The sequence below is a fragment of the Streptomyces lacaronensis genome (assembly GCF_047337785.1).
Classification (GTDB): domain Bacteria; phylum Actinomycetota; class Actinomycetes; order Streptomycetales; family Streptomycetaceae; genus Streptomyces; species Streptomyces lycopersici.
The window spans coordinates 6,912,080-6,936,076 of record NZ_JBLHDK010000003.1 but is presented as its reverse complement, the minus strand read 5'-3'; the positions used below and the strand labels follow the sequence as shown (position 1 = coordinate 6,936,076).

Here is a 23,997-nt window from a genome sequence, read left to right as displayed (position 1 = left end):
GGTTTCCGCCGCTCGGGGACGGGGCCGGACGCGTACGGCCGTTCGCATTCACAGGCCCTCCACGCGGTCCGGTATTCCTCCACGCGGCACGATGCGAGGTGTCGCTGCCTATGACCCCATCTCACAGCCGGGGTCCTCCCGGAAGAGAGGTCGGCAATCAGCGATTAACTGACGCGTAGTCGCGGCGAATCCCCGCTCCTGTCCACTGATGGCTCGCCATTGAACGGACCATGCCAGGAGGGGGCTCCATGCCCTTCTTCACCAGGGCGGTCTGGCCCGGGGATCATCGTGACGAGATCGTGGCGGGTGCGCTCGTCGGCGCCGTCGTGGTCGTCCTGGGCTACGCCTCGGGCATCGGCGGCACCCCCGCCGACGCCCAAGCGACCGTCACCCCACCCGCCCCGCCCGCCACCAGCGCACCACCCAGCCCCGGCCCGCCCGAAGACTCCCCGACACCCCCCGCCGAACCGCCCGCCGCGCCCGTGGCCCCGGACCCCGGCGGCGGCGATCCCGTCGCCCTGCCGCCGGCCGTCACGCTGCCGGTGGACGACGGCGGCGGGAACCCGGGGAACGGTGGCGGAACGGACCACCACGCCGGGAACGGCCACACGGAACCGCCGGGTTCCACCCCCTCACCGTCTCCCTCCGCTCCGGACGACGGCCGGCAGGGGGACGACGAACCGTGCAACGACGGATCGGTGCATCTCTTCGAACCCCTGCTGAAGCACGTCAGCGCGCCCGTGTTCGGCGTGCTCGACCTGCTCTCCGGCCAGGGTGCCGAGGCACCGGCGACATCGCCAGCGGCACCGTCCGGTCCATCGGCCGGGAAACCGGCTGAGAAATCAGCTGAGAAACCCGCCGATCAGCCGGCCGATCCCCTGGGCGGGTGCCGTGTGCCCGCGCCCTCGGCCACATCGTCCTCGTCCTCGCCGGGGACGTCATGACCGCCCGGCGCGGCCTCCCGGCGGTGCTGCTCGCGCTCCTCGCCGTCCTGCTCTGCGCCCCGGCCGCCGCCGCCCACACCGAGTTGCGCGACTCCACACCCCGGGACGGGGCCTCACTCCACCAGTCACCCGCCCGCGTCACCCTCACATTCAGCGAGCCGGTGGACCCGCACGAGATACGGGTCACGGCGGACGGCACCCGGCTGCCGGTGAGCCCGGCCGCCGACGGCCGCAAGGACACCGTCACCGCCGTCCTCCGCGAGAAAGCCGCCCCCCGGCACGGCCGGGTGGACCTGACCTGGCGGGCGGTCGACGACCAGGACGGCCACGCCAGCTCCGGGCACCTCCGGTTCCGGTTCGCCGCCGGTACGGGCAAGGACAAGGCCGCGCCTCACGGCCACCCCGCGCAGCACGGCTCCATGGCGCAGGCCGCGCCCACCGGGCCGTCGCCCGCGGTGCACCGCGGGCTGGTCACCGCCCGCTGGTTCGGCTATCTGTCCCTGGCCCTGTTCGTGGGCGGGTTGGCGTTCGTCGCCCTACTGTGGCCGCGGGGCGCGGCGGACCGGCGGGCCAGGGCCCTGCTGACGGGATCCTGGCTGTGCGGACTGTTGACGTCCGTCGCCGCGTGGGGCCTCCAGGGGGCGTACGTCGCGATGGGCGGACTCGGTGACGTACTCTCCTCCGCTTCGTACCGGGACATCCTCGACACCGACGTCGGCGTCGTCCTGGCCACCCGCGGGCTGCTGTGGGTACTGGCCGCGGTCGTCCTCGCGGCCGTACTCCAGGGCGGCGATCGGGCCGCCCGCTCGCCGGGCTGGCGAGTCGGCGCGGCGGCCGTCGCGCTCGGCCTGCTGCGTACGGCGGGCATGTCCGGCCACAGCTCCGAGGGCGCCGCACCGGGCTGGGGAGCCACCGCCGACCTGGTGCATCTGCTCGGCGTCTCCCTGTGGATCGGTGGGCTGGCCATGCTCGCGGTCGCCGTCCTGCCGCGGCGCCGCCCCGAGGAGCTGGCCGCGGTCGTGCCCCGCTACTCGACGCTGGCGGCGGTGAGCGTGACCGCCATCGCCGCCGCCGGACTGGTGCTCACCTGGCAGGTGGTGGGCTCGTTCGGCGCACTGCTGCACACCGCGTACGGACAGCTGCTGCTGCTCAAGGTGGCGGTCCTGCTCGCCACGCTGCTGGTCGCCCAGAGCAGCCGGCTGTGGGTGCGCAACCGCCTCGACATCGCCGTGCTGCTGCGCGGCGACGCCGCCTCCGTGCGGCCCTTCGGCTACTCGGTGGCCGCGGAGACGGGGCTCGTCCTCGTCGTACTCGCGGCGACGAGTCTGCTGGTCACGTCCGATCCCGGCCGCTGAACCGGCATCTGTTTCCCATCCCCCGACATTCCAAGGGAGTTCGCGAGACCATGAGCGACAACGACACCGCACAGGCGGTACGGGAGCCGGGCCAGCGCCCCCGCTCCCGATTCGGCAACCGGGCCCTGCTGGCGGGCGGGCTGGCCGCGGCCGGTTCCGCCGTGCTGTGCCTGGGGCTGATCCAGTCGGCGGCCTCCGGAACGACGGCCGCCCCGGCCCCCGCGGCCGCCCAGCAGGCGGCGCAACCGGTCGCCGCTCGGCAGCCCGCCGCGGCGGCCGACTACAAGGTCGACATCAAGGACATGAAGTTCGGCTCCGCGAAGCTGACGGTGCACGTCGGTGACACGGTGCAGTGGACCAACTCGGACGAGGCCCCGCATACGGTCACCACCACCAAGGGTCCGAAGAAGTTCGACTCCGGGACGCTCAACAAGGGCGACTCCTGGTCGCACACCTTCACCACTCCCGGCACGTACGAGTACTACTGCGCGGTGCACCCGGACATGACGGCCTCGATCACGGTCCTCGCGGACGACGGCGGCTCGGGCGACGGCGGTACGGGCGGGGGCGGTACAGGCGGGGGCGGTACAGGCAGCGGAACCGGCGGCGGTACGGGCGACGGTGGCACGTCCGGCGGCGGGACCGGCGGGACCGGCGGGACCGGCGGCGGCCACTCCGGGGGCACCGGCGGCGGCCACTCCGGCGGTACTTCGGGCGGTGACTCCGGCGGCGACGGCGGCATGGGCGGCGGCGACTCATCGGGCGGCACCGGCGGCTCGGGCGGCGATGACAGCCAGTGCGCCGACGTCCGCAAGGTGCTGATGCCGATCCTGCGGCACCTGAACTCGGCCCACCTGGAGCGTTCCCCCGGCGAACAGGTACAGGACGCCCTCCAGCTCGACCAGTACATCAAGACCCACACCGTGTGGGTGGAGAGCATCCTCAACCCGGTCGTCGAGGACGGCGGCGCGACCGCCGACAAGACGCTCTCCGTCGTCCTCCAGCACGTCAAGACCGCGCATCTGGAAGAGTCCCTGGGTCAGCAGATCCAGGACGCGCTCAACCTCGACAGCTACGTGAAGATGCACACCGTCTGGGCCGAGCATCTGCTCCAGCCCACCGAGGACTACGTCACCGGTAGCTGCTGACGAACGGCGGGCCGGCCGAGTCGCAGTCGGCCGGCCCGCCGCCGTCCGCACCATAGCCCCTCGCTCCCTCCTCTGGAGACCGGTATGACCACCCAGACCCTGCCCATCACCCCCGCCCCACCACCCGAGACCGGTCCCGACTGGCTACCGCGTCCGGGCACCTACACCGTCGCGCCGGGCCGCGGCATCGTCGAACTCACCGCGCGGCTCGGCCCGTTCGTCACGCTCCGCGGACGGCTGGCGCCGACCGGCGCGGCTCTGACCGTCGACGCCGACCCCGCCGCGTGTGGCATGCGCATCGAGGTGAACAGCGGCTCGCTGCGCACCGGCAGACTGCTGGGCGACAGCAGGCTGCGTGGCCGCCGGGGGCTCTACGCCGAGCGGCACAAGAGCCTTGTCTTCCGCTCCGAGGGCGTCGAACCCGTCGACGGCGGCGAACGCCTGGAGGTTCCGGGCGATCTGGAACTGCGTGGCGTCCCGCTCGCCACCACGCTCCGGCTGCGGGTGGTGCGCCGGGCCGATGACCAGTTGCTCGTCATCGGCGCCGCCGAGCTCCCGTACCGGCCGCTGCGCCGCGCGACCGGCTTCACGCTGCCGCGCACCGCGCCGGCGGGACGCCTGCGGCTGCTCGTCGCCGCGGAGTTCTCATGAGGGCGCTCCGGGCGGCAGGCGCCGTCGTGGCCACCGGTCTGAGCGCGCTCGGGGTGGTGTCGCTGACCGCGGGCGAAGCATCGGCCGCCACGCACCAGGTCGTCATGAAGGGCTACGCGTTCGGGCCGCGCACGCTCACCATCTCGGTCGGGGACACGGTCACCTGGGTCAACCAGGACACCGCCCCGCACGATGTGAAGACCACCTCGGGCCCGGCCGCGATCCACTCCCCCATGCTCGACAAGGGCGAGACCTGGAGTTTCACCTTCACCGCGGCCGGAAGCTACGGCTATCTGTGCACGGTGCACCCGGGCATGACCGGGAGCCTTGTGGTCAAGCCCGCCGCCCCGGCCACCACGGCCGCGCCGACACACGCCCACGGCGGCACCCATCCGCCGACGGCCCCGGCGGCGCCCCGTACGAGCGCGGCGGCACGGACGAGCGCCCCGGCGACGGGGTCGTCGGCGAAGAGTCCCAGCCCTGCCCCGTCCTCGGGGAGCCCCGCGGCGAGCACCTCCGCCGCCGCGGGGGCGCCATCCGCCGCCGCCCCGAGCGCGCCTCCGAACGCCGCCCCGCCACCGCAGGCCACGGTGCCCGCCGGAGCGGCGCGCTCCGTGGACCCGCTGCTCGCCCTGGCCGGGGCGGTCGCCGGGGTGTCCGTGCTGTGTCTACTGCTGGTCGGCTCGCGCACCGCGGCTGCCCGCGCGGCAGACGGCGGGGGAGCTTCGGCCGGCTCCTGAGCGCACGCGGCGGGAGCGGGCGGTAAGGAGCGCACGACGGAAGCAGGCGATAAGGAGCACACGACGGGAGCGGGCGGTTTGGGGGGGTCCCGTTCGGTCAACCCGGGACGGGACCCGAGGAGGAGCCATGGCCATCGCCAAGTTGATCGTCACCGCCGTCGACTGCCCCGACCCCACCGCGCTCGCCCACTTCTACCAGCAGGTGCTGGGCGGTGAGATCGAGAACGAGGGGAAGCCGTGGGTCGATCTCCACCTGCCCGACGGGACGCGGCTGGCCTTCCAGGAGGCGCCCGGCTTCGTGGCACCGAGCTGGCCGTCGGCGAAGGAGTCGCAGCAGCTGCACTTCGATCTGCGGGTGACCGATATGGCGGCGGCGCAGGAGCGGGTGCTGGCGCTGGGGGCCCGTGCGCTGGACCTCGACGACGAGGGCGGGAAGCGGGACTTCCGCGTCTTCGCCGACCCGGCGGGGCACCCCTTCTGCCTGATCCGTCCCTGAAACCGGTGCCGTTCAGTTACTCGGCAGCGTCCGGCTCGGGATCCTGCTCGGCGGCGTCCAGTTGGTCGATCGTCGCGATGGACGGGCCGCGCGTGGTGTGCGCCGCGCGTGCCGCGTCCTCTGCGCCGCGCAGCGTACGGACCGCGTTCTGCCAGGTCAGCTTGGACAGGTCGGCCGGTGACCAGCGGCGGTCGAGGAGCTCGGCCACCAGGTTCGGATAGCCCGCGACATCGCCCAGGCCCTCCGGGGTGAAGGCGGTGCCGTCGAAGTCGCCACCGATGCCGATGTGGTCGATGCCCGCCACCTCGCGCATGTGGTCGAGGTGGTCGGCGACGGTCGACACGGTGGCCATGGGGCGCGGGTTGGCCTCCTCGAAGGCGCGCTGCACCTTCATCGCGGCGGGCGTCATCTCCAGCGGGTGCAGCCCATGGGCGCGCATGTTCTCGTCCGCCTCCCGGGTCCAGGCGACCGCCTCGGGCAGCACGAACTTGGGCACGAAGGTGGCCATCGCCACGCCCCCGTTGGCGGGCAGCGACTCCAGCACGTCGTCGGGGATGTTGCGCGGATGGTCGCAGACGGCGCGCGCGGAGGAGTGCGAGAAGACCACGGGCGCCTCGGTCACCCGGAGCGCGTCCCGCATGGTGTCGGCCGAGACATGGGAGAGGTCGACGAGCATGCCCAGGCGGTTCATCTCGCGCACCACCTCCTCGCCGAATCGGGTGAGGCCGTGTGCCTTCGGCTCGTCGGTCGCCGAGTCGGCCCAGGGGACGTTGTCGTTGTGGGTGAGCGTCATATAGCGCACGCCGAGGTCGTAGAGGGTGCGCAGGGTGGCCAGGGAGCAGTTGATGCTGTGGCCGCCCTCGGCGCCCATGAGGGAGGCGATCCGGCCCTCGGTCCGGGCCGCCTCCATGTCGTCGGCGGTGAAGGCTGGGCGCAGGTCGGTCGCGTACCGGTCGGTGAACCGGCGGACGACGTCGATCTGTTCGAGGGTGGCGCTGACCGCGGTGTCGCCCTGGAAGTCGGAGCGGACGAATACCGACCAGAACTGGGCGCCTACGCCGCCCGCCCGTAGGCGGGGCAGGTCTGTGTGGGTGTAGGCGGTGAGGTCGGTGGCCATGTCGCGCTGGTCGAGGTCGTAGCGGACCTGCTCGCGCAGGGCCCAGGGGAAGTCGTTGTGGCCGTCCACGATGGGGTGGGTGGCCAGCAGGTCGTGGGCTTGCGCGAGGTGATCGGTCATCCTCGTAGTTTCGCGTGGGGCGCGGCCGAAGTCACGTGTTGTGGGCGCGTGTGGGGTGGGGGCGCCTACGGGTGGGGGCGCCTGCGGCGGGCTTTCCCCACCCCGCCCCTTCCCGAAACTGGGGGCTCCGCCCCCAGGCCCCCGCTCCTCAAACGCCGGAGGGGCTGGGAGTTGCCCGAAGGGGCTGGGAGTTGTCCGGAGGGACTGGAGTTGCCCCGGAGGGGCTCAGTGGCCGAAGCCGAACGAACCCGCGCCGTCCACCTTCGCGCGCAGGCGCTTGCCCTTCTCCGTGGCCTGGGCGTTGAGTTCGTCCTGGAACTCGCACATCCGGGACCGGAGCCCGGCGTCGTGCGCGGCCAGGATCCGGGCGGCGAGCAGCCCCGCGTTGCGGGCGCCGCCCACGGAGACGGTGGCCACCGGGACCCCCGCGGGCATCTGGACGATCGACAGCAGGGAGTCCATGCCGTCGAGGTACTTCAGCGGTACGGGCACCCCTATGACCGGCAGCGGGGTGACGGACGCGAGCATGCCCGGGAGGTGGGCGGCGCCGCCCGCGCCGGCGATGATCGCCTTGAGGCCGCGGTCCGCCGCGTTCTCGCCGTAGGCGACCATCTCGCGGGGCATGCGGTGTGCCGAGACGACATCCACCTCGTACGGGACCTCGAACTCGTCGAGGGCCTTGGCCGCTTCTTCCATGACGGGCCAGTCGGAGTCGGAGCCCATGACGATGCCGATCACAGGAGCGCTCATTCGGTGATGGTCCCTCGGAGGTAGTCGGCGGCGTGGCGGCCGCGCTCGCGGACGTCGGCCAGGTCGTCGCCGTAGGTGTTGACGTGGCCGACCTTGCGCCCGGGCTTCACGTCCTTGCCGTACATATGGATCTTGAGCGCCGGGTCGCGCGCCATACAGTGCAGATACGCCGCGTACATGTCGGGGTAGTCGCCGCCGAGCACATTGGTCATCACCGTCCACCGCGCGCGCGGGCGCGGGTCGCCCAGCGGGAGGTCGAGCACGGCGCGTACGTGGTTGGCGAACTGGGAGGTGACGGCGCCGTCCTGGGTCCAGTGGCCGGAGTTGTGGGGGCGCATGGCAAGCTCGTTGACCAGCAGCCGGCCGTCGCGGGTCTCGAAGAGCTCGACCGCGAGATGGCCGACCACCCCGAGCTCGGCGGCGATCTTCAGCGCCATCTCCTGCGCCTGGCCCGCCAGCTCCTCGGAGAGGCCGGGGGCGGGGGCTATCACGGTGTCGCAGACCCCGTTCACCTGGATCGACTCCACGACGGGGTAGGCGACGGCCTGGCCGTGCGGGGACCGTACGACATTGGCGGCGAGCTCGCGGGCGAAGTCGACCATCTCCTCGGCGAGGACGGGCACGCCCGCGCGGAACGGCTCGGCCGCGTCCGCCACACCGCGGACGACCCAGACGCCCTTGCCGTCGTAGCCGCCGCGCACGGTCTTGAGGACGACCGGGTATCCATCGCCCTCCTCCTCCGCGAAGCGCGCCACGTCCTCGGGGTCGGCCACGATGCGGTGGCGGGGGCACGGCACACCGGCCGTACGCAGCCGCTCGCGCATCACACCCTTGTCCTGGGCGTGCAGCAGCGCCTCGACTCCGGGGCGGATGACCACGCCGTCCGCTTCCAGGGCGCGCAGATGCTCGGCCGGGACATGCTCGTGGTCGAAGGTGACCACATCACAGCCCTGTGCGAAAGCACGAAGGGTGTCCAGGTCGCGGTAGTCGCCGATGACGACATCGCTGACCACCTGGGCCGCCGAGTCCTGGGGGTTGTCACTGAGCAGCTTGAACCTGATGCCGAGGGGGATGCCCGCCTCATGGGTCATACGGGCGAGCTGGCCGCCGCCGACCATGCCGACTACCGGGAATGTCACCCTCCCAGGGTAACTTCCCCCTTCGACCGGCCCTGACCTGCGTTGGAGGAACCTCCACATATTCCGCCGGGCCCGGCCTCGCGACCTGAAGGGCGCGGGGCGCGGCCGCTGGTTAGCATGGGGGGATTGATGACGCCGACGGGACGGGGCTGAACGATCACCATGAGTGAACGGAGCACACTCGGTGGGCTGCGTGCCCGGATGGGGCAACTGGCCCGCGAGATCGCGAAGTTCGGGGTGGTCGGCGGTGCCGGCGTCTTCGTCAATCTCGCGGTGTTCAACCTGGTGCGCGGGGTCACCGAACTCCCCGTGGTGCGGGCCAGCATCGTGGCCACGGTGGTCGCCACCTGCTTCAACTACCTGGGATACCGGTACTTCACCTACCGGGACCGCGACAAGCAGGGCCGCACCAAGGAGCTCAGCCTCTTTCTGCTGTTCAGCGCCATCGGCCTGATCATCGAGAACGGTGTGCTCTACACCGCCACATATGGCTTCGGGTGGGACAGCTCACTCCAGAGCAATGTGTTCAAGTTCCTCGGCATCGGCCTGGGCACCCTCTTCCGCTTCTGGTCCTACCGGACCTGGGTGTTCCGGACGCTGCCCGCGCGGGAGGCCGTCGAGCGCGCGGAGGCCTTCCTGTCCGAGGCGCCGCCCGCCCAGGCCACCCGGAAGCAGCCGGTGGTCCGGAAGTAGCGCCCAGCGGCACGGCAGGGCCGCTCAGGAGGGCGGCCCAGCGACGCGGCAGGGCCGCTCAGGAGGGCGAGGGGTCCTCGGCCTCCCGGCTGAGGAAGAGCGCGAACACCGGCGGATGCTGCTGGAGCAGCTCCAGCCGGCCGCCGTCCGCCTCCGCCAGGTCCCGCGCCACAGCGAGCCCCAGCCCCGTGGAGTTGCGTCCGCTGACCGTCCGCTCGAAGACCCGCGCCCCCAGGTCCGGCGACACCCCCGGCCCCTCGTCGGAGACCTCCACCACGGCCTGGTTGCCGGTGACGCGCGTACGCAGCGCGACCGTACCGTCACCGTGCATCAGCGAATTCTCGATCAGCGTGGCCAGCACCTGCGCGACCGCGCCCGGGGTGCCCACCGCGCGCAGCCCCTTCTTGCCCGAGCGCACGATGGCGCGGCCCTCGCTGCGCGAGGCCGGGCGCCACTCCTCGATCTGCTGCTTGACGACCTCGTCCAGGTCGAAGGCGACCGCGGAGCCGCTGCGCGGATCGCGCGAATTGGTCAGCAGCCGCTGGACGACGTCGGTGAGCCGCTCCACCTGGCCCAGCGCGATCGTCGCCTCCTCCTTGACCGTCTCCGGGTCGTCGGTGAGCGTGATCTCCTCCAGCCGCATCGACAGCGCGGTCAGCGGTGTACGGAGCTGGTGGGAGGCGTCGGCGGCCAGCCGCCGCTCGGCGGTGAGCATCCGGGCGATGCGCTCGGCGCTCGCGTCCAGGACATCGGCGACCCGGTCCAGCTCCGGCACCCCGTAGCGCCGGTGGCGCGGCCGGGGGTCCCCGGAGCCCAGCCGCTCGGCGGTCTCCGCGAGATCGGTGAGCGGGGCGGAGAGCCGGTGCGCCTGGCGTACGGCGAGGGCCACCGCGGCGAGCACGGCGAGCAGCGCCACGGCGAGGATGATCAGCATGGTGCGGCCGATCTCGCGGCTCACCGTGGAGCGGGACGCCTCGACCCGGACGTTCTCGCCCTGCTCCCCCGGCTCCTCGGCGGAGATGACGCTGCCCGTGGGGCGCTTGCCGATCTCCACCGTGCGGTGGTCGGGCATCCTGATCACGGCGTAGCGGCCGGGCTCGATCTGCTCGCGCAGCACCCTGGGGGTGACCCCCTCGCCGCCCAGCAGCCTGCTGTCGACGATGCTGACCAGGCGCACGGCATCGGAGCTCACGCTCTCCTGGGCGCTGTTCTCGATGGTCCGCGTCTCGACGATGACCAGCGACAGGCCGAAGACCGCGATGACGACGAGCACCACGGCCAGAGTGGAGTTGATCAAGCGACGGCGCATTGCCCTACCGTGTCAGCTCTGGTCAGCTTTTCTCGAATCTGAAGCCGACGCCGCGGACGGTGGCGATATAACGGGGGTTGGCCGCATCGTCACCGAGCTTCTTGCGCAGCCAGGAGATGTGCATGTCGAGGGTCTTGGTGGAGGACCACCAGGTGGTGTCCCACACCTCGCGCATCAGCTGATCGCGGGTGACCACCCGCCCGGCGTCCCGCACCAGGACCCGCAGCAGATCGAACTCCTTGGCGGTCAGCTGCAGCTCCTCGTCGCCCATCCAGGCGCGGTGCGACTCGACGTCGATCCGCACCCCATGAGTGGCCGGCTGCTGTTGCTGCGTCTCGACGGCGCCGCGCCGCAGCAGCGCCCGGACCCGGGCGAGCAGCTCGGCGAGCCGGAACGGCTTGGTCACGTAGTCGTCGGCACCGGCGTCCAGGCCGACCACCGTGTCCACCTCGTCCGCGCGGGCCGTGAGCACCAGCACCGGAAAGCCATGGCCCTCCGTACGGAGCCGACGACAGACCTCGAGCCCGTCCATCCCGGGCAGGCCGAGGTCGAGGACGATCAGATCGACGCCTCCTTGCAGACCGGCGTCGAGCGCGGTGGGTCCGTCCTCACGCACCTCGACCTCGTATCCCTCGCGGCGCAGGGCGCGGGCGAGCGGCTCCGAGATGGATGCGTCATCCTCGGCGAGCAGTACTCGGGTCATGGGGGTGATGGTAGTCCGCTGAGGTCGGAGCACGGGGCGCGTACGGCGCGACGGACGGAGCACGGAAGGTTGCACACCCCGCCCGTGAGGTATCTCTCACCGTCCCAAAGGTGTCAAGAACGTGTCGTATGGTGAAACAACGTCTGCAGCACTCCTCCGGGGCCTTTGGTGGCGACGACGCACCCAAAGGTCTCTGTCATGTCCGGAGCGGGACGAGGTCGGCACAACCGGCCCGGCCGCGCCCGGCCGCTCAGTCGCTCAGCCATCCCCCCACAGGGCGCTGGCCCCGTCTGGCAGCGCTCCCTGAGCACACAAGGAAACCACCATGGCGTCCAGCCTGACGAAGGGCGCCACCGCGCAGGAGACCCCTGCCGGCGGCAAAACCTTCTTCGGCCACCCCCGCGGCCTGGCCACTCTCTTCATGATCGAGATGTGGGAGCGGTTCAGCTTCTACGGTATGCGGGCCCTCCTCGTGGTCTATCTGATCTCCGGTGGCCCGGACGCCAAGGACGGCGGGCAGGGCGGCGGACTCGGGATGACCGAGGGCAACGCGGTGGCCATCTACTCGGTGTACCTGGCCATGGTCTATCTGCTGGCCATGCCGGGCGGCTGGTTCGGCGACCGGGTCTGGGGTCCGCGCAAGACGGTGGTGATCGCGTCCGGCGTCGTCATGGCCGGGCATCTGGCGCTCTCCGTCCCCGGCCAGGCGACCTTCTTCGCCGGTCTCGGCCTGGTGGCGCTCGGCTCCGGCCTGATCAAGGCCAATATCTCGACGATGGTGGGCCAGCTCTACGACGGTCCGCAGGACCCGCGCCGGGACGGCGGCTTCACCATCTTCTACATCGGCATCAACCTCGGTGCCTTCGCCGCTCCCCTGGTGATCGGCACCGTCGGCCAGTCGTACAACTGGCACCTGGGCTTCGCCCTCGCCGCCCTCGGCATGGCGCTGGGGCTGGTCCAGTTCCTGGTCGGCACCCGCCACCTGAACGCGGAGAGCAGCGTCGTCCCGACCCCGCTGGCGGCCGAGGAGCGCCGCTCCTGGCTGCGCAAGGCGATGATCTGGCTGATCGTGGCCGCCGTCTTCTACACCGGCGTGGTGCTCAGCGGCAGCTGGACCCTCAACTGGGTGCTGATCCCGATCACCATCCTCGGCCTGATCATCCCGACCGGGGTGCTGATCCGGATCAAGCGCGACCGGGAGCTCTCGGCGGTCGAGCAGACCAAGGTGAGCGGCTACATCTGGTTCTTCGTGGCCGCCGCCGTGTTCTGGATGATCTACGACCAGGGCGGTTCGACGATGTCGGCCTTCGCCGACTCCAAGACCGCGGACACGATCTTCGGGCTGCACTTCCCGTCCTCGTGGTTCCAGTCCGTCAACCCGCTGATGATCATGGCGCTGGCGCCGGTCTTCGCCTGGCTGTGGCTGTGGCTGGCGCGGCGTGACCGGGAGCCGAACACCACGCTGAAGTTCGCGATGGCCCTGGTCCTGGTCGGTGCCTCGTTCTTTGTCTTCGTCGTGCCGATGGGGATGGCCGGGGACGGGACCAAGGTCAGCCCGCTGTGGCTGGTATCGATCTACATGATCCAGACGATGGGTGAGCTGTGCCTGTCGCCGGTCGGCCTGTCGGTGACCACCAAGATGGCACCGGCGAAGTACGCCAGCCAGATGATGGGCGTGTGGTTCCTGGCCGTGACCGCGGGCGACTGCGTTACGGGGCTGCTGTCCATCGCCGGGGTCGACCTGAGCGGGGGCGGGGTGATCGCGCTGGAGGCGACGGTGGCGGCGCTCGCGGGCTTCGCGGTCTTCATGTACCGGCGGAAGGTCGTGGCGTTGATGGCCGACGTCCACTGACGTCCGTAAGACGTCCACTGACGTCCGTAAGACGTCCACTGACGTCCGTAAGACGTCCGCTGACGTCCGTAAGAGGGTCACAAGGGGCCCGGCGCGGGGAGATCCGCGCCGGGCCCCTCGCCATTGCCCGGGGACCGGTGTTCAGCGGGTGGTGCCGCGCAGCTTGCGCCACGGGGTGAGGGTGAAGATGGCGCCCCCGAGCAGCACGGTGGTACCGGCGATCAGGGCGAGCGCCTTCAGCCCGCCGTGGTCACTGGCACCGGTGTCGGCGAGCCCGCCGCTGGTGGCCGAACCGCCGCTGCTGCCCGAACCGCCGCCGCCGGAGGTGCCGCCCCCGGAGCCGCTGCCGCCGCCGGTCGAGTCACCGCCGGTGGTGCCGCCGGGCTGGCCGGTGGTGTCCAGTTCCAGCGAGGCGCCGGGGTCCTTGGACGGGGTACAGGTGGTGGTCGTACCGAGCGCCTTGACCGTCAGCACGCCGGGGGTGAGCGTCGACTTGCCGCTCGCACCCGGCTTGTAGGTGCCGGTGAGGTCGGGGATCTCCATCGGATCGCCTGACTTGATGGGCTCCTTGTTGGTCGGCCCCGTCACGGCCACGGTGCCCTTGTCCGCACCGCCGACCTTGACGGCCATCGACGGCTTGACCGAATCGGCGGGGATGTCGGCCGGGCTGTCCATCACGGACTTGCCGAACTTCACGGTCAGCTCGAAGTTCCCGCCGCTCTTGGTGGCGTTGATCTGCACCGGGGAGGTCGCGTTCTTGTCGCCGATGGGGGTCTTGCAGGCGTAGGCGACCTGAACCTCCTTGCCGGTGTACGCATCATCTCCGCCGCCCCCGCCACCGGTGGTGCCGCTGGTCGTCCCGCTGGTCGTCCCGCTCGTGGTGCCACTTGTGGTGCCGCTGGTCGTCCCGCTCGTCGTACCACTGGTGGTGCCGCTCGTGGTACCGCTGGTCGTCCCGCTCGTGGTGCCACTCGTCGTACCGCTCGTCGTGCCGCCCGGACCGCTGCCGCCGTCCGTCACCTTGATGGTCACGGCGGCCTTGACGTCCTCCTTCGCCGAGCACTTGGTGTCCGTGGACAGCGGCTTGCTGACGTTGATGTTGTAGCCGCCGGGCGTCAGCGTCACCTCTCCCGCCTTGGTGAGCTTCAGCTTCCCCTTCATGTCGGAGAGCTTCATCTCACCGCCCTTGGGGATCGCCGGGTTCTCCCGCGGCCCCTCCATGGCCAGTTCGCCGGTCTGGGCACCGCCCACCGTGACGGTGCCGGTCGGCAGCACGGTGTTGGCCTCCAGGTCGAGGATGGGCGGGTTCTTGGAGGCGGCCTGCACCGTCTTCCACACCACCTCCACCTCGTCCCCGACCTTGGCCGTCTCCGGTGCCGTCACGGCCACGGTCGTGGTGCCCTCCACCGGGGGCAGACCGGAGATGGGGGGCGGTAAGCACTCGGTCTTGTACGAGACCTCGGCGCCCTCCGCGCTGCCCGCGCCGAGCAGCACGCCCACACCGCCGAGCAGCAGCGCGACGGCCGCCGCACTCACTCTTGGTCGCATCTCACGTGGTTCCTTTCGGGGTCGGTCGGATCTCCTCGGTCGGTGCGGAAATCTGGTGGTGCGGCCGAGCCTCCGGCGCGGTGTCCGGGGTGAACCAGGGCAGCGCCGGCGGTGCGCCGTCCGCCGCGGCCGGTCCGGACGGCGGCGACGAGGGCGGGAACGGGGGCGGTGGTGGCACGGTCCTGGCCGTACGGGGCCGTACCTTGTCCACGACGGCCATGCCGATCCGGAAGACCGTCGCCGAGACCACCACGCACAGCAGGACCCAGAAGAGCGTGACGCCCCAGGGCCGTCCCACCGCCCACGGCTGTTCGACGAGCAGCTTGTGGCCGTAGCGCAGTGAGACCAGATAGTCGCCATGGGCCCCGGCGGACAGTTCGACATCCAGCTTGACCTGGGCCTTCTTGCCCGGCTGGATGGTTCCCCGCCAGCGCTGCTCCTCCCAGGAGGGGGCGAAGACGCCGTGCGAGCTGCCCACCTCGAAGACCGGGTCGCGGGCCGGGGTCGAGCCGAGATTGCCGACGGTGACCACGAGCTTTCGCCTGGGCGGTGCGCCGAACCAGGTCAGCAGCCCGCTGGAGCCGTCGAGCCGGGCCGATAGCACGCTCAGCCGCTCGCCTCCGGTCCGCTCCTTCGGCAGTGGCGCGACCGGATGCCCGGCGACCTTGAACGCCACGTCCGCGGCGGCGGCTTCGCCGGTGACGGTCGCTATATGGATGACACAGGGACAGGGTTTGGGTGGCTCGGACACCGGCAGCTTCTTGGTGAAGGTGCCGTCCTTGCCGACGGTGGCCGCCCTGCCGTCGCCGTTGGCGCACGAGTTGGTGCCGCCGATCATGTTCTGCCCGCAGATGAGCAGGGTGAGCAGGGCACGCGGCCGCCAGCGGGTGCCGGTCACGGTGACCGTGCCGCCCGTGCCCGCCTCGGCCTTGGAGACCTTGGCGGCCGGGCCCTCGGCCGCCGCGGCGCCGCCCGTAAGGGGCGCGCCGAGGGTGAGGAGGACCAGGGCGAGCACGGTGAGCACGGCGGAGGGCCGGGCCGGGGTGCCTGGGTGTCGGCGTGCGTTCACGTGGTCGCTCCTGCCCCTGTGCGCTGCGGTTGCGGCTGCGGTTCCGGCTGCGGCTGCGGCTGCGATCGCGGTGTGCGGCGTCGGCGTCGTCGTCTGCGCAGCAGCCAGACGCCTCCCCCGGCGCCCGCCAAGGCGGTCGCCACCGGCGCGAGCAGCCACCAGGGGACGGCCGTGTAACCGGCGGTCGCCGAGGCGTGCGCGCCCCCGCCCGCCGTGACGGTGAGCGTGACGTCCACCGAGTCGAGGGCGGGCGGGTCCGGCCAGCTCTCGGTGAGCCTGATCCGTTTGCCCGGCGGCAGCTCGACCGGCAGGGTGCGGGGGCCGCGGCGCAGCACCTGGCCGAAGAGCCCGTCGGCGCGTACGGCCAGCCGTGGGGTGAGCACGGTGTTGCCGCGGTTGACCAGGGCGTAGCGGATCGCCGCCCCGCCACCGTGGTCCTGGACCGTCACGTCCTCGACGGAGAGGGCGGACAGCGTCGCGCCCCTGATCCGCAGCCGCAGCCGGACCGCGATCTCCCGGCCGCCGGAGGAGACCATGACCGCGCCGGGGTGCTCACCGGGCACCGCGTCGGAGGGGACGGTGACAGTGAAGGGGATGTCGGCGCGGGTGCGGGGCGGCACCGTCACCCGCCGTTCGGCGAGCGCGATCCGGGCGCCGTCGCCGCCGCGCAGCCGGACGGTGCGGGGGTGCTCGCTCCGGTTGGTGACCGAGAGCTTGTCCTCGAGGACGGCGCCGGGCCCGCCTTCGAGGTAGATGTACGGCCGGTCGCCCGCGCCCGGTGCGTCGCCGCCCCCGGCGGCGGGGGCCGCCGACCAGTCGGGCCCGGCGGCGGCCGCCGGGGAGGCCCACGGCACGGGGCTCACCAGGGACGCGGCCAGCAGGACCGGGGCACAGGCGCGGACGGCTCGACGGACGGCCGGACGTACGGCTGCCCGCCCGGCCCCGCGTACGGCTGCCCGCACGGCCCCGCATACGGCCGGGCGTACGGCAGGGCGGATGACGGCATGGACCGCTGCACGGATACGCGACAGCATCGGCGGCTCCTCGGCTGCCGCGCGCGTCAGGGCGTGGGACGCTGACGGCGGGTCAGCCAGAGCGCCCCGGCCACTCCGGCGAGCAGCACCGTGCCGCCGAGGGTGCCGAGCGCGACGGCGGAGTCCGTCGGTCCGGTCTGCGGCAACTGGTCGTTGCCGGAGCCGCCCTGCGCTCCGCCGGATCCGTCCGAGCCGCCCGTGCTCGTACCACCCGTACCGCCCGTACTGCCCGAACCGCCGGTGGAGCCGGAGTCTCCGCCGCCGCCCGCGGCCTTGACGTCCAGCGTCAGCGAGGGCTTGGGGTTGTTGCCGGGGGTGCAGGTCGTGGTCGTGCCCAGCGCCTTGATGGTGAGGGTGGAGGCGGTGAAGGTGACCTTTCCGCTCTTCTTGGGGGTGTAGGTGCCCGACAGGTCACTGATCTTGATCGGGGTGTTGGCGGGGATGGCCTTGTCGTTGGTGGGGCCCGACACCGATACGGTGCCGCTCTCCGCTCCGCCCAGTTTGATGAGCGCGCTGGGGTGCATGGCACCCTTGCCGAGCTCGACGGGGCTGGAGGAGACGCCCTTCTGGAAGGACATCGTGAGCTTGTAGGAGCCGCCGCTCGCGACGCTCTTGATGTCGATGGGCGATACGGCGCTCTTGTCGCCGATCGGCGTCTTGCACTTGTAGTCGACGTCCACAGTGGCGGCGTGCGCGGCCGGGGCGGTGAGCAGCACCACGGAGCCGGCCAGGGCCGCCGCGAGCGTGAGGGCGCCGCCACGGCCGGCCGGACGGCGTTGGTTGTGGGACACCACGAGATCCCCTCTCGTCAAGCGCCGCAGCCGAATGTAACTGACGGCACATCAGATTGGGCGCTGACGGTACGCCGGGGACCTTGCCAAGGGAAGACAAAGAGCACGCCGGATCGGCGTGGGGCGGGGGGAGGGGTGAGCGAAGGCGGGATCGTGGGGCGGGGGGGAGGGGTGAGTGAAGGCGGGGATCGTGGCGCCGGAGCCGTGCTCTTCAGCCCGGCGCGGCGAGCTCGGCCCAGACCGTCTTGCCGGTTCCCTCCACGTTCCGCACGACCCCCCAGTCCAGGCACAGCCGCTGGACGATGAACATGCCGTGGCCGCCGGGCCGCCCGGCGCGGTGCGGGGTGCGCGGCGCGGGCGTACCGGTGCCGAGGTCCACGACCTCGAGCCGGAGCACTTTGGCGTTGCAGCTGACGCGCAGCTCCTCAGGGCCGTCGGCGTGCAGACAGGCGTTGGTGACCAGCTCGGAGACGACGAGCAGCACATCCTCGGCGGCGGCCCGGTGGTCGGCGGTCGCGGCCGGAAGCCACCCCCAGTCGCGCAGCGCTTGGCGGGTGAAGTCGCGCGCGCGCGGCACGGCCCCGCTGGCACCGATCAGATGGAGTCTGCGGACCTGGCGGGTCGGACCGGCGACCGGAGGGGCGCCGGCGGTCGGGGGGGGCGGTGGGGAGGCCGAAGCGGCGGGGCCGTCCGGGTCCGGGCCGCGGTCGCCCGGCGGGTACGGCCGCGTGGTGCTCATCAGCGCTTCACCTCACCGATTCACCGATTCAGGGACAAGGGATACCTGATCTCTTCAACAGTTTCAGCCTGTCTCCTGCCCGGCCATAGCGTGAGAACACCCACTACTTCCGCCCCATCGATGTGACGCGGGCAACGCATCGATGACCCATCGATGACATGCCGGAAACAGGAGTGAGCTATGTCACTCGACAAGAGCGGCATCAAGCGACTCATGCACGGTAAAGACGGCGTCCGCGCCCGTGATCTCGAATACCCGGGCAACGATCGGCAGCATCCCGGCCAGGTGGACGCCGCCGCCCGCGGCCTCGGCCTTGAGCCGGGCACCGAGGAGGACATTGAGCCCGGTGGAGTCGCAGAACTCCAGCTTCGAGCAGTCCACCACCAGCCGGACACGTCCCCCCTCCACGCATTTCTCAAGCGGCTCGCGCAGCACCTCGGCGGTGTGGTGGTCCAGCTCACCCGCCGGCGTGACGACCGCACTCGCCCCGTGGTGCCGAACCTCGACCTGAAGTCGGCCCTTGCTGGCGCTGCCGACCATCCCGCGGTCCATCTGCGCACCTCTTCTGGCGTCTCGTTGCTTTCGATTGCGCGCATCGAACCCTACGCCTTCCACCCGCCGCTCTGGTAGCCGAACATTTCGCATAGTTCGGCAAATATGGACAACGTGGACTTGCCACTTGGTGGCCGATGCAGGTAGGCGTAGAGAGTCACACCCGCTTACGGCCCGGCTTTGGAGGCGCCGCTCACCGGAGCAGCACGTTATGGCACCGGCAGCCATATGCCGAAGAACGATGGAGGAGACTATGTCACCCCGCCTCGACGACACGCGTACCGAACCCTCGGGGAGTACTCGGACCACCGTTTCGTCGGCCCCCCTGCCCGAGCAGTTCACCCCCGACGTTGACGCCCCGGCGACCGTTGGCCACCTCTTTGATGAACTGCCGGAATTGTCCGATCTGCCGGAAATACCTCCTTATGACACGGTAGCACCAGTAGACGCGAGGGCTCTGTCGAAGACCCTTTTCGAACGTCTCCAGGTGCTGGAGGAAGGCACCCACGAATACGCCTATGTGCGTAACACCCTGGTCGAGCTCAACTTGGCGCTGGTCAAGTTCGCCGCCTCCCGGTTCCGCTCCCGCAGCGAGCCGATGGAGGACATCGTCCAGGTCGGCACCATCGGCCTGATCAAGGCGATCGACCGCTTCGAGCCCGGCCGGGGCGTGGAGTTCCCGACCTTCGCGATGCCGACGATCGTCGGTGAGATCAAGCGCTTCTTCCGCGACACCAGCTGGTCGGTGCGCGTGCCGCGGCGCCTCCAGGAGCTCCGTCTCGACCTGGCCAAGGCCGGCGACGAGCTGGCCCAGCGGCTCGACCGCGCCCCCACCGTCAGCGAGTTGGCCCAGCGGCTGGACATCAGCCCGTCCGAGGTCGTCGAGGGCATGGCCGCGAGCAACGCGTACACCGCGAGCTCGCTGGACGCCCAGCCGGAGGAGGACGACTCCGAGGGCGCGCTGGCGGACCGGATCGGATACGAGGACCACGGGCTCGAAGGCATCGAGTACGTCGAGTCCTTGAAGCCGCTGATCGCCGATCTGCCCGCCCGCGACCGGAAGATCCTCTCCCTGCGCTTCGTGGCCAATATGACGCAGTCGGAGATCGGTGAGGAGCTGGGCATCTCCCAGATGCATGTCTCGCGGCTGCTGTCGCGCACCCTCCGTCGGCTCCGCAAGGGTCTGATGATCGAGGAGTGACGCCTCCGCAGACGAATAAGGGCCCGCCCCCGGATCGCCCGGGACGGGCCCTTATCCGTGTGCCCCGCACTTGATCCGTGTGCCCTGCGGCGCCTGTACGGGTCCCTGCCGTGCCGTCAGATCAGGGTGCCCTCGTGCCACACCGCCGAGACCAGGGGCACGCCGGGGCGGTAGGCGAGGTGCACATGGGACGGGGCGTCCAGCAGCGCCAGATCAGCGCGGGCGCCCGGACTCACCCGGCCCACGTCGGTACGGCGCAGGGCCCGCGCCCCGCCGGCCGTCGCGGCCCACACCGCCTCGTCCGGCGTCATCCCCATCTCCCGTACGGCCAGGGCGACGCAGAACGGCATGGAGCTGGTGAAGGACGAGCCCGGGTTGCAGTCCGGGGACAGGGCGACCGTGACGCCCGCGTCGAGCAGCCGGCGCGCGTCCGGATAGGTCGAGCGGGTGGAGAACTCCGCCCCGGGGAGCAGGGTGGCCACCGTCTCGCCCTGGGCCAGCGCGTCGACGTCCTCCTCGGTCAGATGGGTGCAGTGGTCGGCCGAGGCGGCGCCCAGCTCGACCGCGAGTCGCACCCCGGGGCCGTAGGAGAGCTGGTTGGCGTGAACCCGCGGGATCAGCCCGCGCTCCTTGCCCGCGGTCAGGACGGCACGGGCCTGGTCGCCGTCGAAGGCTCCCCGCTCGCAGAAGACATCGATCCAGCGGGCGTGCGGGGCGCAGGCGTCCAGCATCGGGCCGGTGACCAGATCCACGTACGCGGCCGGGTCGTCGGCGAACTCGGGGGCGACGATATGCGCCCCGAGGAAGGTCACCTCGTCGGTGTGGGCACCGGCGATGGTCAGGGCGCGGGCCTCGTCCTGCGAGGTCAGCCCGTAGCCGGACTTGATCTCGACGGTCGTGGTGCCCTGGCGGCGCGCCTCGGCCACATAGCGGCCGACATTGGCGTGCAGCACGTTGTTCGAGGCGGCGCGGGTGGCGGCCACGGTGGTGCGGATCCCGCCCGCGCTGTAGGGGCGGCCGGACATCCGGGCGTTGAACTCCTCGGTCCGGTCGCCCGCGAAGACCAGATGGGAGTGGGAGTCCACAAAGCCCGGAATGGCGGCCCGGCCACCGGCGTCGACCCGGTTGTCGGTGGCGGGTGCTTTGCTGGACTCACCGACCCAGGCGATGCGGTCGCCGTCGATGACGACGGCCGCGTCCCGGATCAGACCGAGGGGGCCTTCACCGAGGGAGGGGTCATTGGTGACCAGAGTGGCGATGTCGGTGATGGCCGTCGTGGGCGTCGCGGTCGTCATCGTGGGGGTGCTCTCCTTCGTCGGCCGTGCCGGTAGCGGTGCCGGCAGCGGCCGGATCACGGTCCGTGCAGGGCTTCGATGGCCTCGGCCAGCGCTTGCGGCACACGCGGGACGAGCTGATGGGCGCCGTCCCGTACGACATGGCGGCCGCCGACCACGGTGTGCCGGACATCCGCGCTGGTCGCCGCGAATACGGCGGTCTCCGCGCCCAGCCGGGGCGGCGGCCCCGCGGTGCGCACCGAGTCCAGCGCGATCGTGGTGAGGTCGGCGAGCGCGCCCACCTCGATCCGGCCCGCCTCCGCGCCCCAGCCGAGCGCCGCATGACCGTCCACGGTGGCCGCCCGCAGCAGCTGGGCCGCGGTCCAGTGGCCCCGGGCGCGGGTGCGCAGCCGCTCGTCCAGCTCCATGGCGCGGGCCTCCTCCAGGATGTCGATCACGGCATGGCTGTCGCTGCCCAGCGAGAGCGGTGAGCCAGCGCTCTGGAGCTCGACGGCCGGGCCGATCCCGTCGGCGAGGTCACGCTCGGTGGTCGGACACATACAGACGCCGGTGGCGGCGTGGCCGAGCAGCCGGATGTCGCCCGGGGTGAGATGGGTGGCGTGCACGGCGGTGGTCCGCGGGCCCAGCACCCCGTGGTCGGCGAGCAGCCGGGTGGGGGTGAAGCCGTGTGCCTCCACACAGGCGTCGTTCTCCGCCGTCTGCTCGGAGAGGTGGACATGCAGCGGCGCCGTACGCTCGTCGGCCCAGCCGGACACGGTCGCCAGCTGGTCGACGGGGACGGCCCGCACCGAGTGGATCGCCGCGCCGATGCGAGTGTTGCCGTCGCCCTTCAGCCCGGAGACCCGCTCGGCCCAGGCTTCGGCCGTGCCGTCGGAGAAGCGCAGCTGGTGCTCGTTGGGCTCGGCCCCGAAACCGGAGGAGAGATAGCAGGTGTCGAGCAGGGTGATCCGGATACCGGCCTCGGCCGCGGCCGCGATCAGGGCCTCCCCCATCGCGTTGGGGTTGCCGTAGCGGGCGCCGCCGGGTGCGTGGTGGAGGTAGTGGAACTCCCCGACGCAGGTGATCCCGGCCATGGCCATCTCGGCGTAGACGGCACGGGCCAGCTCGAAGTAGCTGTCCGGGGTCAGCCGGTCGGCGACGCCGTACATCACCTCGCGCCAGGTCCAGAAGGAGTCCGGCGCGCCGCCGTTGCGCTGCTGGTCGGGCGGGCCGTCCGCCTCGCCTCCGGTTTCGCCGTTCGCCCCGCCGTCTGCCTGGACGACACCGCGCAGGGCCCGGTGGAAGGCGTGGCTGTGGGCGTTGGCCAGGCCGGGGAGCGTCAGGCCACGAAGGGTGACCGACCCGGCGGGTGGCCGCGGACTCCCGGGCACCACCGCCGTGATCCGCCCATTGGCCGCGGCCACGATCACCACGTCCGACCGCACGCTTCCGTCCACCCAGGCGTGCTCCGCCCAGTACGTCTGCGCCGTCAGTGACACGCCAGGCCCTCCAGTACCTCCGCGAGCGCGGCCACACCGGCGAGGCAATCGTCCTCGCCCGCCGTCTCCGCGGGTGAATGCGAGACGCCGGTGGGGTTCCTTACAAACAGCATGGCCGTCGGAACCGACGCGGACAAAATGCCGGCGTCGTGTCCGGCCCCGGTGGGGAGGATCGGGACGCCGCCGAGCAGCCCGGACAGTCGGTCCCGGAGATCGTGGGCGAACTCCACGACCGGGGTGAAGGACTCCCGGGTGACCCGGACGTCCACCCCGTCGCGCTGTCCGCGCTCGACCGCGGCGCGCTCGATCTCGCCGACCACGGCGGCCAGGGTCTCCTCGTCGGCCGCGCGCGAGTCCAGCCAGCCGCGGACCAGGCTCGCGATGGCGTTGACCCCGTTGGGCTCGACGCCGACCTTGCCGAAGGTCGCCAGCGCCCCGGCGAGCTTCGCCTTCTTACGGGCGGCGAGGACGGTGTTGGCGTAGGTGAGCATCGGATCGCGGCGGTCCTCGATCCGGGTGGTCCCGGCGTGGTTGGCCTCGCCGTGGAAGTCGAACCGCCAGCGGCCGTGCGGCCAGATCGCGGAGGCGACGCCCACGGGGTCGTCAGTGTCGGCGAGGGCGCGCCCCTGCTCGATGTGGAGCTCGACGAACTCGCCGATACGGGCCAGCCGCTCCGGGTCGGGGCCGATGGCGTCCGGGTCGTAACCGGCGCGCTCCATCGCCCGGGGGAGACTCAGCCCGTCCGCGTCCCGCAGGGCGTACGCCTGGTCCCGGGGGAGCTGCCCCGCCGTGAGCCGGGAGCCGACGCAGGCCAGGCCGAAGCGGGCGCCCTCCTCGTCGCCGAAGTTGACGATGGCGAGCGGTTTGGTGGGGTGGGTGCCCCGTGCTCGTAGCTCGTCGAGGGCGGCGAAGGAGGAGACGACGCCCAGCGGGCCGTCGAAGGCGCCGCCGTCGGGGACGGAGTCCAGGTGGGAGCCGGTGACGACGGCGTCTCCCGCGGTGGGGTCGCCCAGCCAGGCCCATTGGTTGCCGTTGCGGTCCACTTCGTAGGTGAGGCCACGGTTCTGGGCTTGCTCCTTGAACCACGTTCTGCAGTCGGCGTCCGCTTCCGTCCAGGCGTAGCGGCGGTAGCCGTTCGTTGTTGTGTCGCGGCCGATGGGCGCCAGGTCGCGCCACATGTCGTGGAACGACGCGCCGGTCGTGCGGGGTGCGCCCACGCCCGTCTCAGCCTCCGTTTCGTGCGCGGGTGCGGCCCGGTGGGTGGGTTGTGCCG

The 23,997-nt window shown here is 71.7% G+C and carries 23 protein-coding genes; 9 read left to right on the top strand and 14 right to left on the bottom strand.

The window, feature by feature from the left end:
* The first annotated feature begins 248 nt into the window (after positions 1 to 248).
* From ACMTAK_RS30200 to ACMTAK_RS30175, 6 genes are all read left to right on the top strand, one after another.
* On the top strand, positions 249 to 944 hold the full coding sequence (locus ACMTAK_RS30200) for a hypothetical protein (protein ID WP_413809097.1): 696 nt from the start codon (positions 249 to 251) through the stop codon (positions 942 to 944).
* Positions 887 to 2,299 carry a copper resistance CopC/CopD family protein gene (locus ACMTAK_RS30195; protein ID WP_413809096.1) on the top strand — a complete coding sequence of 471 codons (1,413 nt, stop codon included), beginning with the start codon at positions 887 to 889 and terminating at the stop codon, positions 2,297 to 2,299. Before ACMTAK_RS30200 ends, ACMTAK_RS30195 begins: the two co-directional genes overlap by 58 nt.
* A gap of 50 nt (positions 2,300 to 2,349) precedes the next feature.
* Complete coding sequence (locus ACMTAK_RS30190) at positions 2,350 to 3,447, top strand: cupredoxin domain-containing protein (protein WP_413809095.1); 1,098 nt, start codon at positions 2,350 to 2,352, stop codon at positions 3,445 to 3,447.
* Between the two features lie 84 nt (positions 3,448 to 3,531).
* Entirely contained in the window at positions 3,532 to 4,098 is a 567-nt protein-coding gene (locus ACMTAK_RS30185) for a YceI family protein (protein ID WP_413809094.1), read from the top strand.
* Complete coding sequence (locus tag ACMTAK_RS30180; RefSeq protein ID WP_413809093.1) at positions 4,095 to 4,838, top strand: cupredoxin domain-containing protein; 744 nt, start codon at positions 4,095 to 4,097, stop codon at positions 4,836 to 4,838. Before ACMTAK_RS30185 ends, ACMTAK_RS30180 begins: the two co-directional genes overlap by 4 nt.
* A 127-nt stretch (positions 4,839 to 4,965) precedes the next feature.
* Complete coding sequence (locus ACMTAK_RS30175) at positions 4,966 to 5,334, top strand: VOC family protein (protein WP_413809092.1); 369 nt, start codon at positions 4,966 to 4,968, stop codon at positions 5,332 to 5,334.
* Between the two features lie 16 nt (positions 5,335 to 5,350).
* Here ACMTAK_RS30175 and ACMTAK_RS30170 read toward each other — a convergent pair whose 3' ends face one another.
* The 3 genes from ACMTAK_RS30170 to ACMTAK_RS30160 all read right to left on the bottom strand — a co-directional run bounded on the left by ACMTAK_RS30170 (position 5,351) and on the right by ACMTAK_RS30160 (position 8,460).
* On the bottom strand, positions 5,351 to 6,571 hold the full coding sequence (locus ACMTAK_RS30170) for a dipeptidase (protein WP_413809091.1): 1,221 nt from the start codon (positions 6,569 to 6,571) through the stop codon (positions 5,351 to 5,353).
* Positions 6,572 to 6,796: 225 nt separating this feature from the next.
* The gene (gene purE / locus ACMTAK_RS30165; RefSeq protein WP_413809090.1) at positions 6,797 to 7,321 is read right to left on the bottom strand and encodes a 5-(carboxyamino)imidazole ribonucleotide mutase; all 525 of its coding nucleotides are present in this window, start codon (positions 7,319 to 7,321) and stop codon (positions 6,797 to 6,799) included.
* Complete coding sequence (locus tag ACMTAK_RS30160) at positions 7,318 to 8,460, bottom strand: 5-(carboxyamino)imidazole ribonucleotide synthase (protein ID WP_413809089.1); 1,143 nt, start codon at positions 8,458 to 8,460, stop codon at positions 7,318 to 7,320. The genes purE and ACMTAK_RS30160 overlap by 4 nt, the downstream gene beginning before the upstream one ends.
* A gap of 162 nt (positions 8,461 to 8,622) precedes the next feature.
* Between ACMTAK_RS30160 and ACMTAK_RS30155 the strand changes: the two genes are divergently transcribed.
* A complete protein-coding gene (locus tag ACMTAK_RS30155; RefSeq protein WP_413809088.1) occupies positions 8,623 to 9,153 on the top strand; it encodes a GtrA family protein in 531 nt (176 codons plus the stop codon).
* Between the two features lie 58 nt (positions 9,154 to 9,211).
* Here the strand turns inward: ACMTAK_RS30155 and ACMTAK_RS30150 are convergent, their stop codons facing one another.
* Positions 9,212 to 10,462, bottom strand: coding sequence for an ATP-binding protein (locus tag ACMTAK_RS30150; RefSeq protein WP_413809087.1), 1,251 nt, complete (start codon positions 10,460 to 10,462; stop codon positions 9,212 to 9,214).
* 22 nt (positions 10,463 to 10,484) lie between these two features.
* Positions 10,485 to 11,165 (bottom strand): response regulator transcription factor, encoded by a 681-nt coding sequence (locus ACMTAK_RS30145; protein WP_020870789.1) that lies wholly within the window; start codon positions 11,163 to 11,165, stop codon positions 10,485 to 10,487.
* A 325-nt stretch (positions 11,166 to 11,490) separates the two neighbouring features.
* Here ACMTAK_RS30145 and ACMTAK_RS30140 point away from each other — a divergent pair, with 325 nt between their 5' ends.
* Positions 11,491 to 13,017: a peptide MFS transporter gene (locus ACMTAK_RS30140; protein ID WP_413809086.1), complete on the top strand. Its 1,527-nt coding sequence runs from the start codon at positions 11,491 to 11,493 to the stop codon at positions 13,015 to 13,017.
* A gap of 141 nt (positions 13,018 to 13,158) precedes the next feature.
* On the opposite strand, the gene ACMTAK_RS30135 is transcribed toward ACMTAK_RS30140, so the two are convergent.
* From ACMTAK_RS30135 to ACMTAK_RS30110, 6 genes are all read right to left on the bottom strand, one after another.
* Positions 13,159 to 14,565 carry a hypothetical protein gene (locus tag ACMTAK_RS30135; RefSeq protein WP_413809085.1) on the bottom strand — a complete coding sequence of 469 codons (1,407 nt, stop codon included), beginning with the start codon at positions 14,563 to 14,565 and terminating at the stop codon, positions 13,159 to 13,161.
* Position 14,566: 1 nt separating this feature from the next.
* Positions 14,567 to 15,634, bottom strand: a complete 1,068-nt coding sequence (locus ACMTAK_RS30130; protein ID WP_413809084.1) for a hypothetical protein — start codon at positions 15,632 to 15,634, stop codon at positions 14,567 to 14,569.
* Complete coding sequence (locus tag ACMTAK_RS30125; protein WP_413809083.1) at positions 15,631 to 16,668, bottom strand: COG1470 family protein; 1,038 nt, start codon at positions 16,666 to 16,668, stop codon at positions 15,631 to 15,633. The genes ACMTAK_RS30130 and ACMTAK_RS30125 overlap by 4 nt, the downstream gene beginning before the upstream one ends.
* 26 nt (positions 16,669 to 16,694) lie before the next feature.
* Entirely contained in the window at positions 16,695 to 17,462 is a 768-nt protein-coding gene (locus ACMTAK_RS30120) for an LPXTG cell wall anchor domain-containing protein (RefSeq protein ID WP_413809082.1), read from the bottom strand.
* Between the two features lie 208 nt (positions 17,463 to 17,670).
* A complete protein-coding gene (locus ACMTAK_RS30115; RefSeq protein WP_413809081.1) occupies positions 17,671 to 18,198 on the bottom strand; it encodes an ATP-binding protein in 528 nt (175 codons plus the stop codon).
* Positions 18,199 to 18,381: 183 nt separating this feature from the next.
* Positions 18,382 to 18,750 carry an STAS domain-containing protein gene (locus ACMTAK_RS30110; RefSeq protein WP_020870782.1) on the bottom strand — a complete coding sequence of 123 codons (369 nt, stop codon included), beginning with the start codon at positions 18,748 to 18,750 and terminating at the stop codon, positions 18,382 to 18,384.
* A gap of 253 nt (positions 18,751 to 19,003) precedes the next feature.
* Here ACMTAK_RS30110 and ACMTAK_RS30105 point away from each other — a divergent pair, with 253 nt between their 5' ends.
* Positions 19,004 to 19,951 carry an RNA polymerase sigma factor SigF gene (locus tag ACMTAK_RS30105; RefSeq protein ID WP_413809080.1) on the top strand — a complete coding sequence of 316 codons (948 nt, stop codon included), beginning with the start codon at positions 19,004 to 19,006 and terminating at the stop codon, positions 19,949 to 19,951.
* A gap of 116 nt (positions 19,952 to 20,067) precedes the next feature.
* On the opposite strand, the gene hutI is transcribed toward ACMTAK_RS30105, so the two are convergent.
* Genes hutI through ACMTAK_RS30090 form a run of 3 tightly spaced genes read right to left on the bottom strand, consistent with a single transcriptional unit; the run spans position 20,068 to position 23,902 of the window.
* On the bottom strand, positions 20,068 to 21,246 hold the full coding sequence (gene hutI / locus ACMTAK_RS30100) for an imidazolonepropionase (protein WP_413809079.1): 1,179 nt from the start codon (positions 21,244 to 21,246) through the stop codon (positions 20,068 to 20,070).
* A 56-nt stretch (positions 21,247 to 21,302) separates the two neighbouring features.
* The gene (locus tag ACMTAK_RS30095) at positions 21,303 to 22,718 is read right to left on the bottom strand and encodes a formimidoylglutamate deiminase (RefSeq protein WP_413813037.1); all 1,416 of its coding nucleotides are present in this window, start codon (positions 22,716 to 22,718) and stop codon (positions 21,303 to 21,305) included.
* The gene (locus tag ACMTAK_RS30090) at positions 22,715 to 23,902 is read right to left on the bottom strand and encodes an allantoate amidohydrolase (RefSeq protein ID WP_413813036.1); all 1,188 of its coding nucleotides are present in this window, start codon (positions 23,900 to 23,902) and stop codon (positions 22,715 to 22,717) included. The genes ACMTAK_RS30095 and ACMTAK_RS30090 overlap by 4 nt, the downstream gene beginning before the upstream one ends.
* Positions 23,903 to 23,997: the final 95 nt, after the last annotated feature.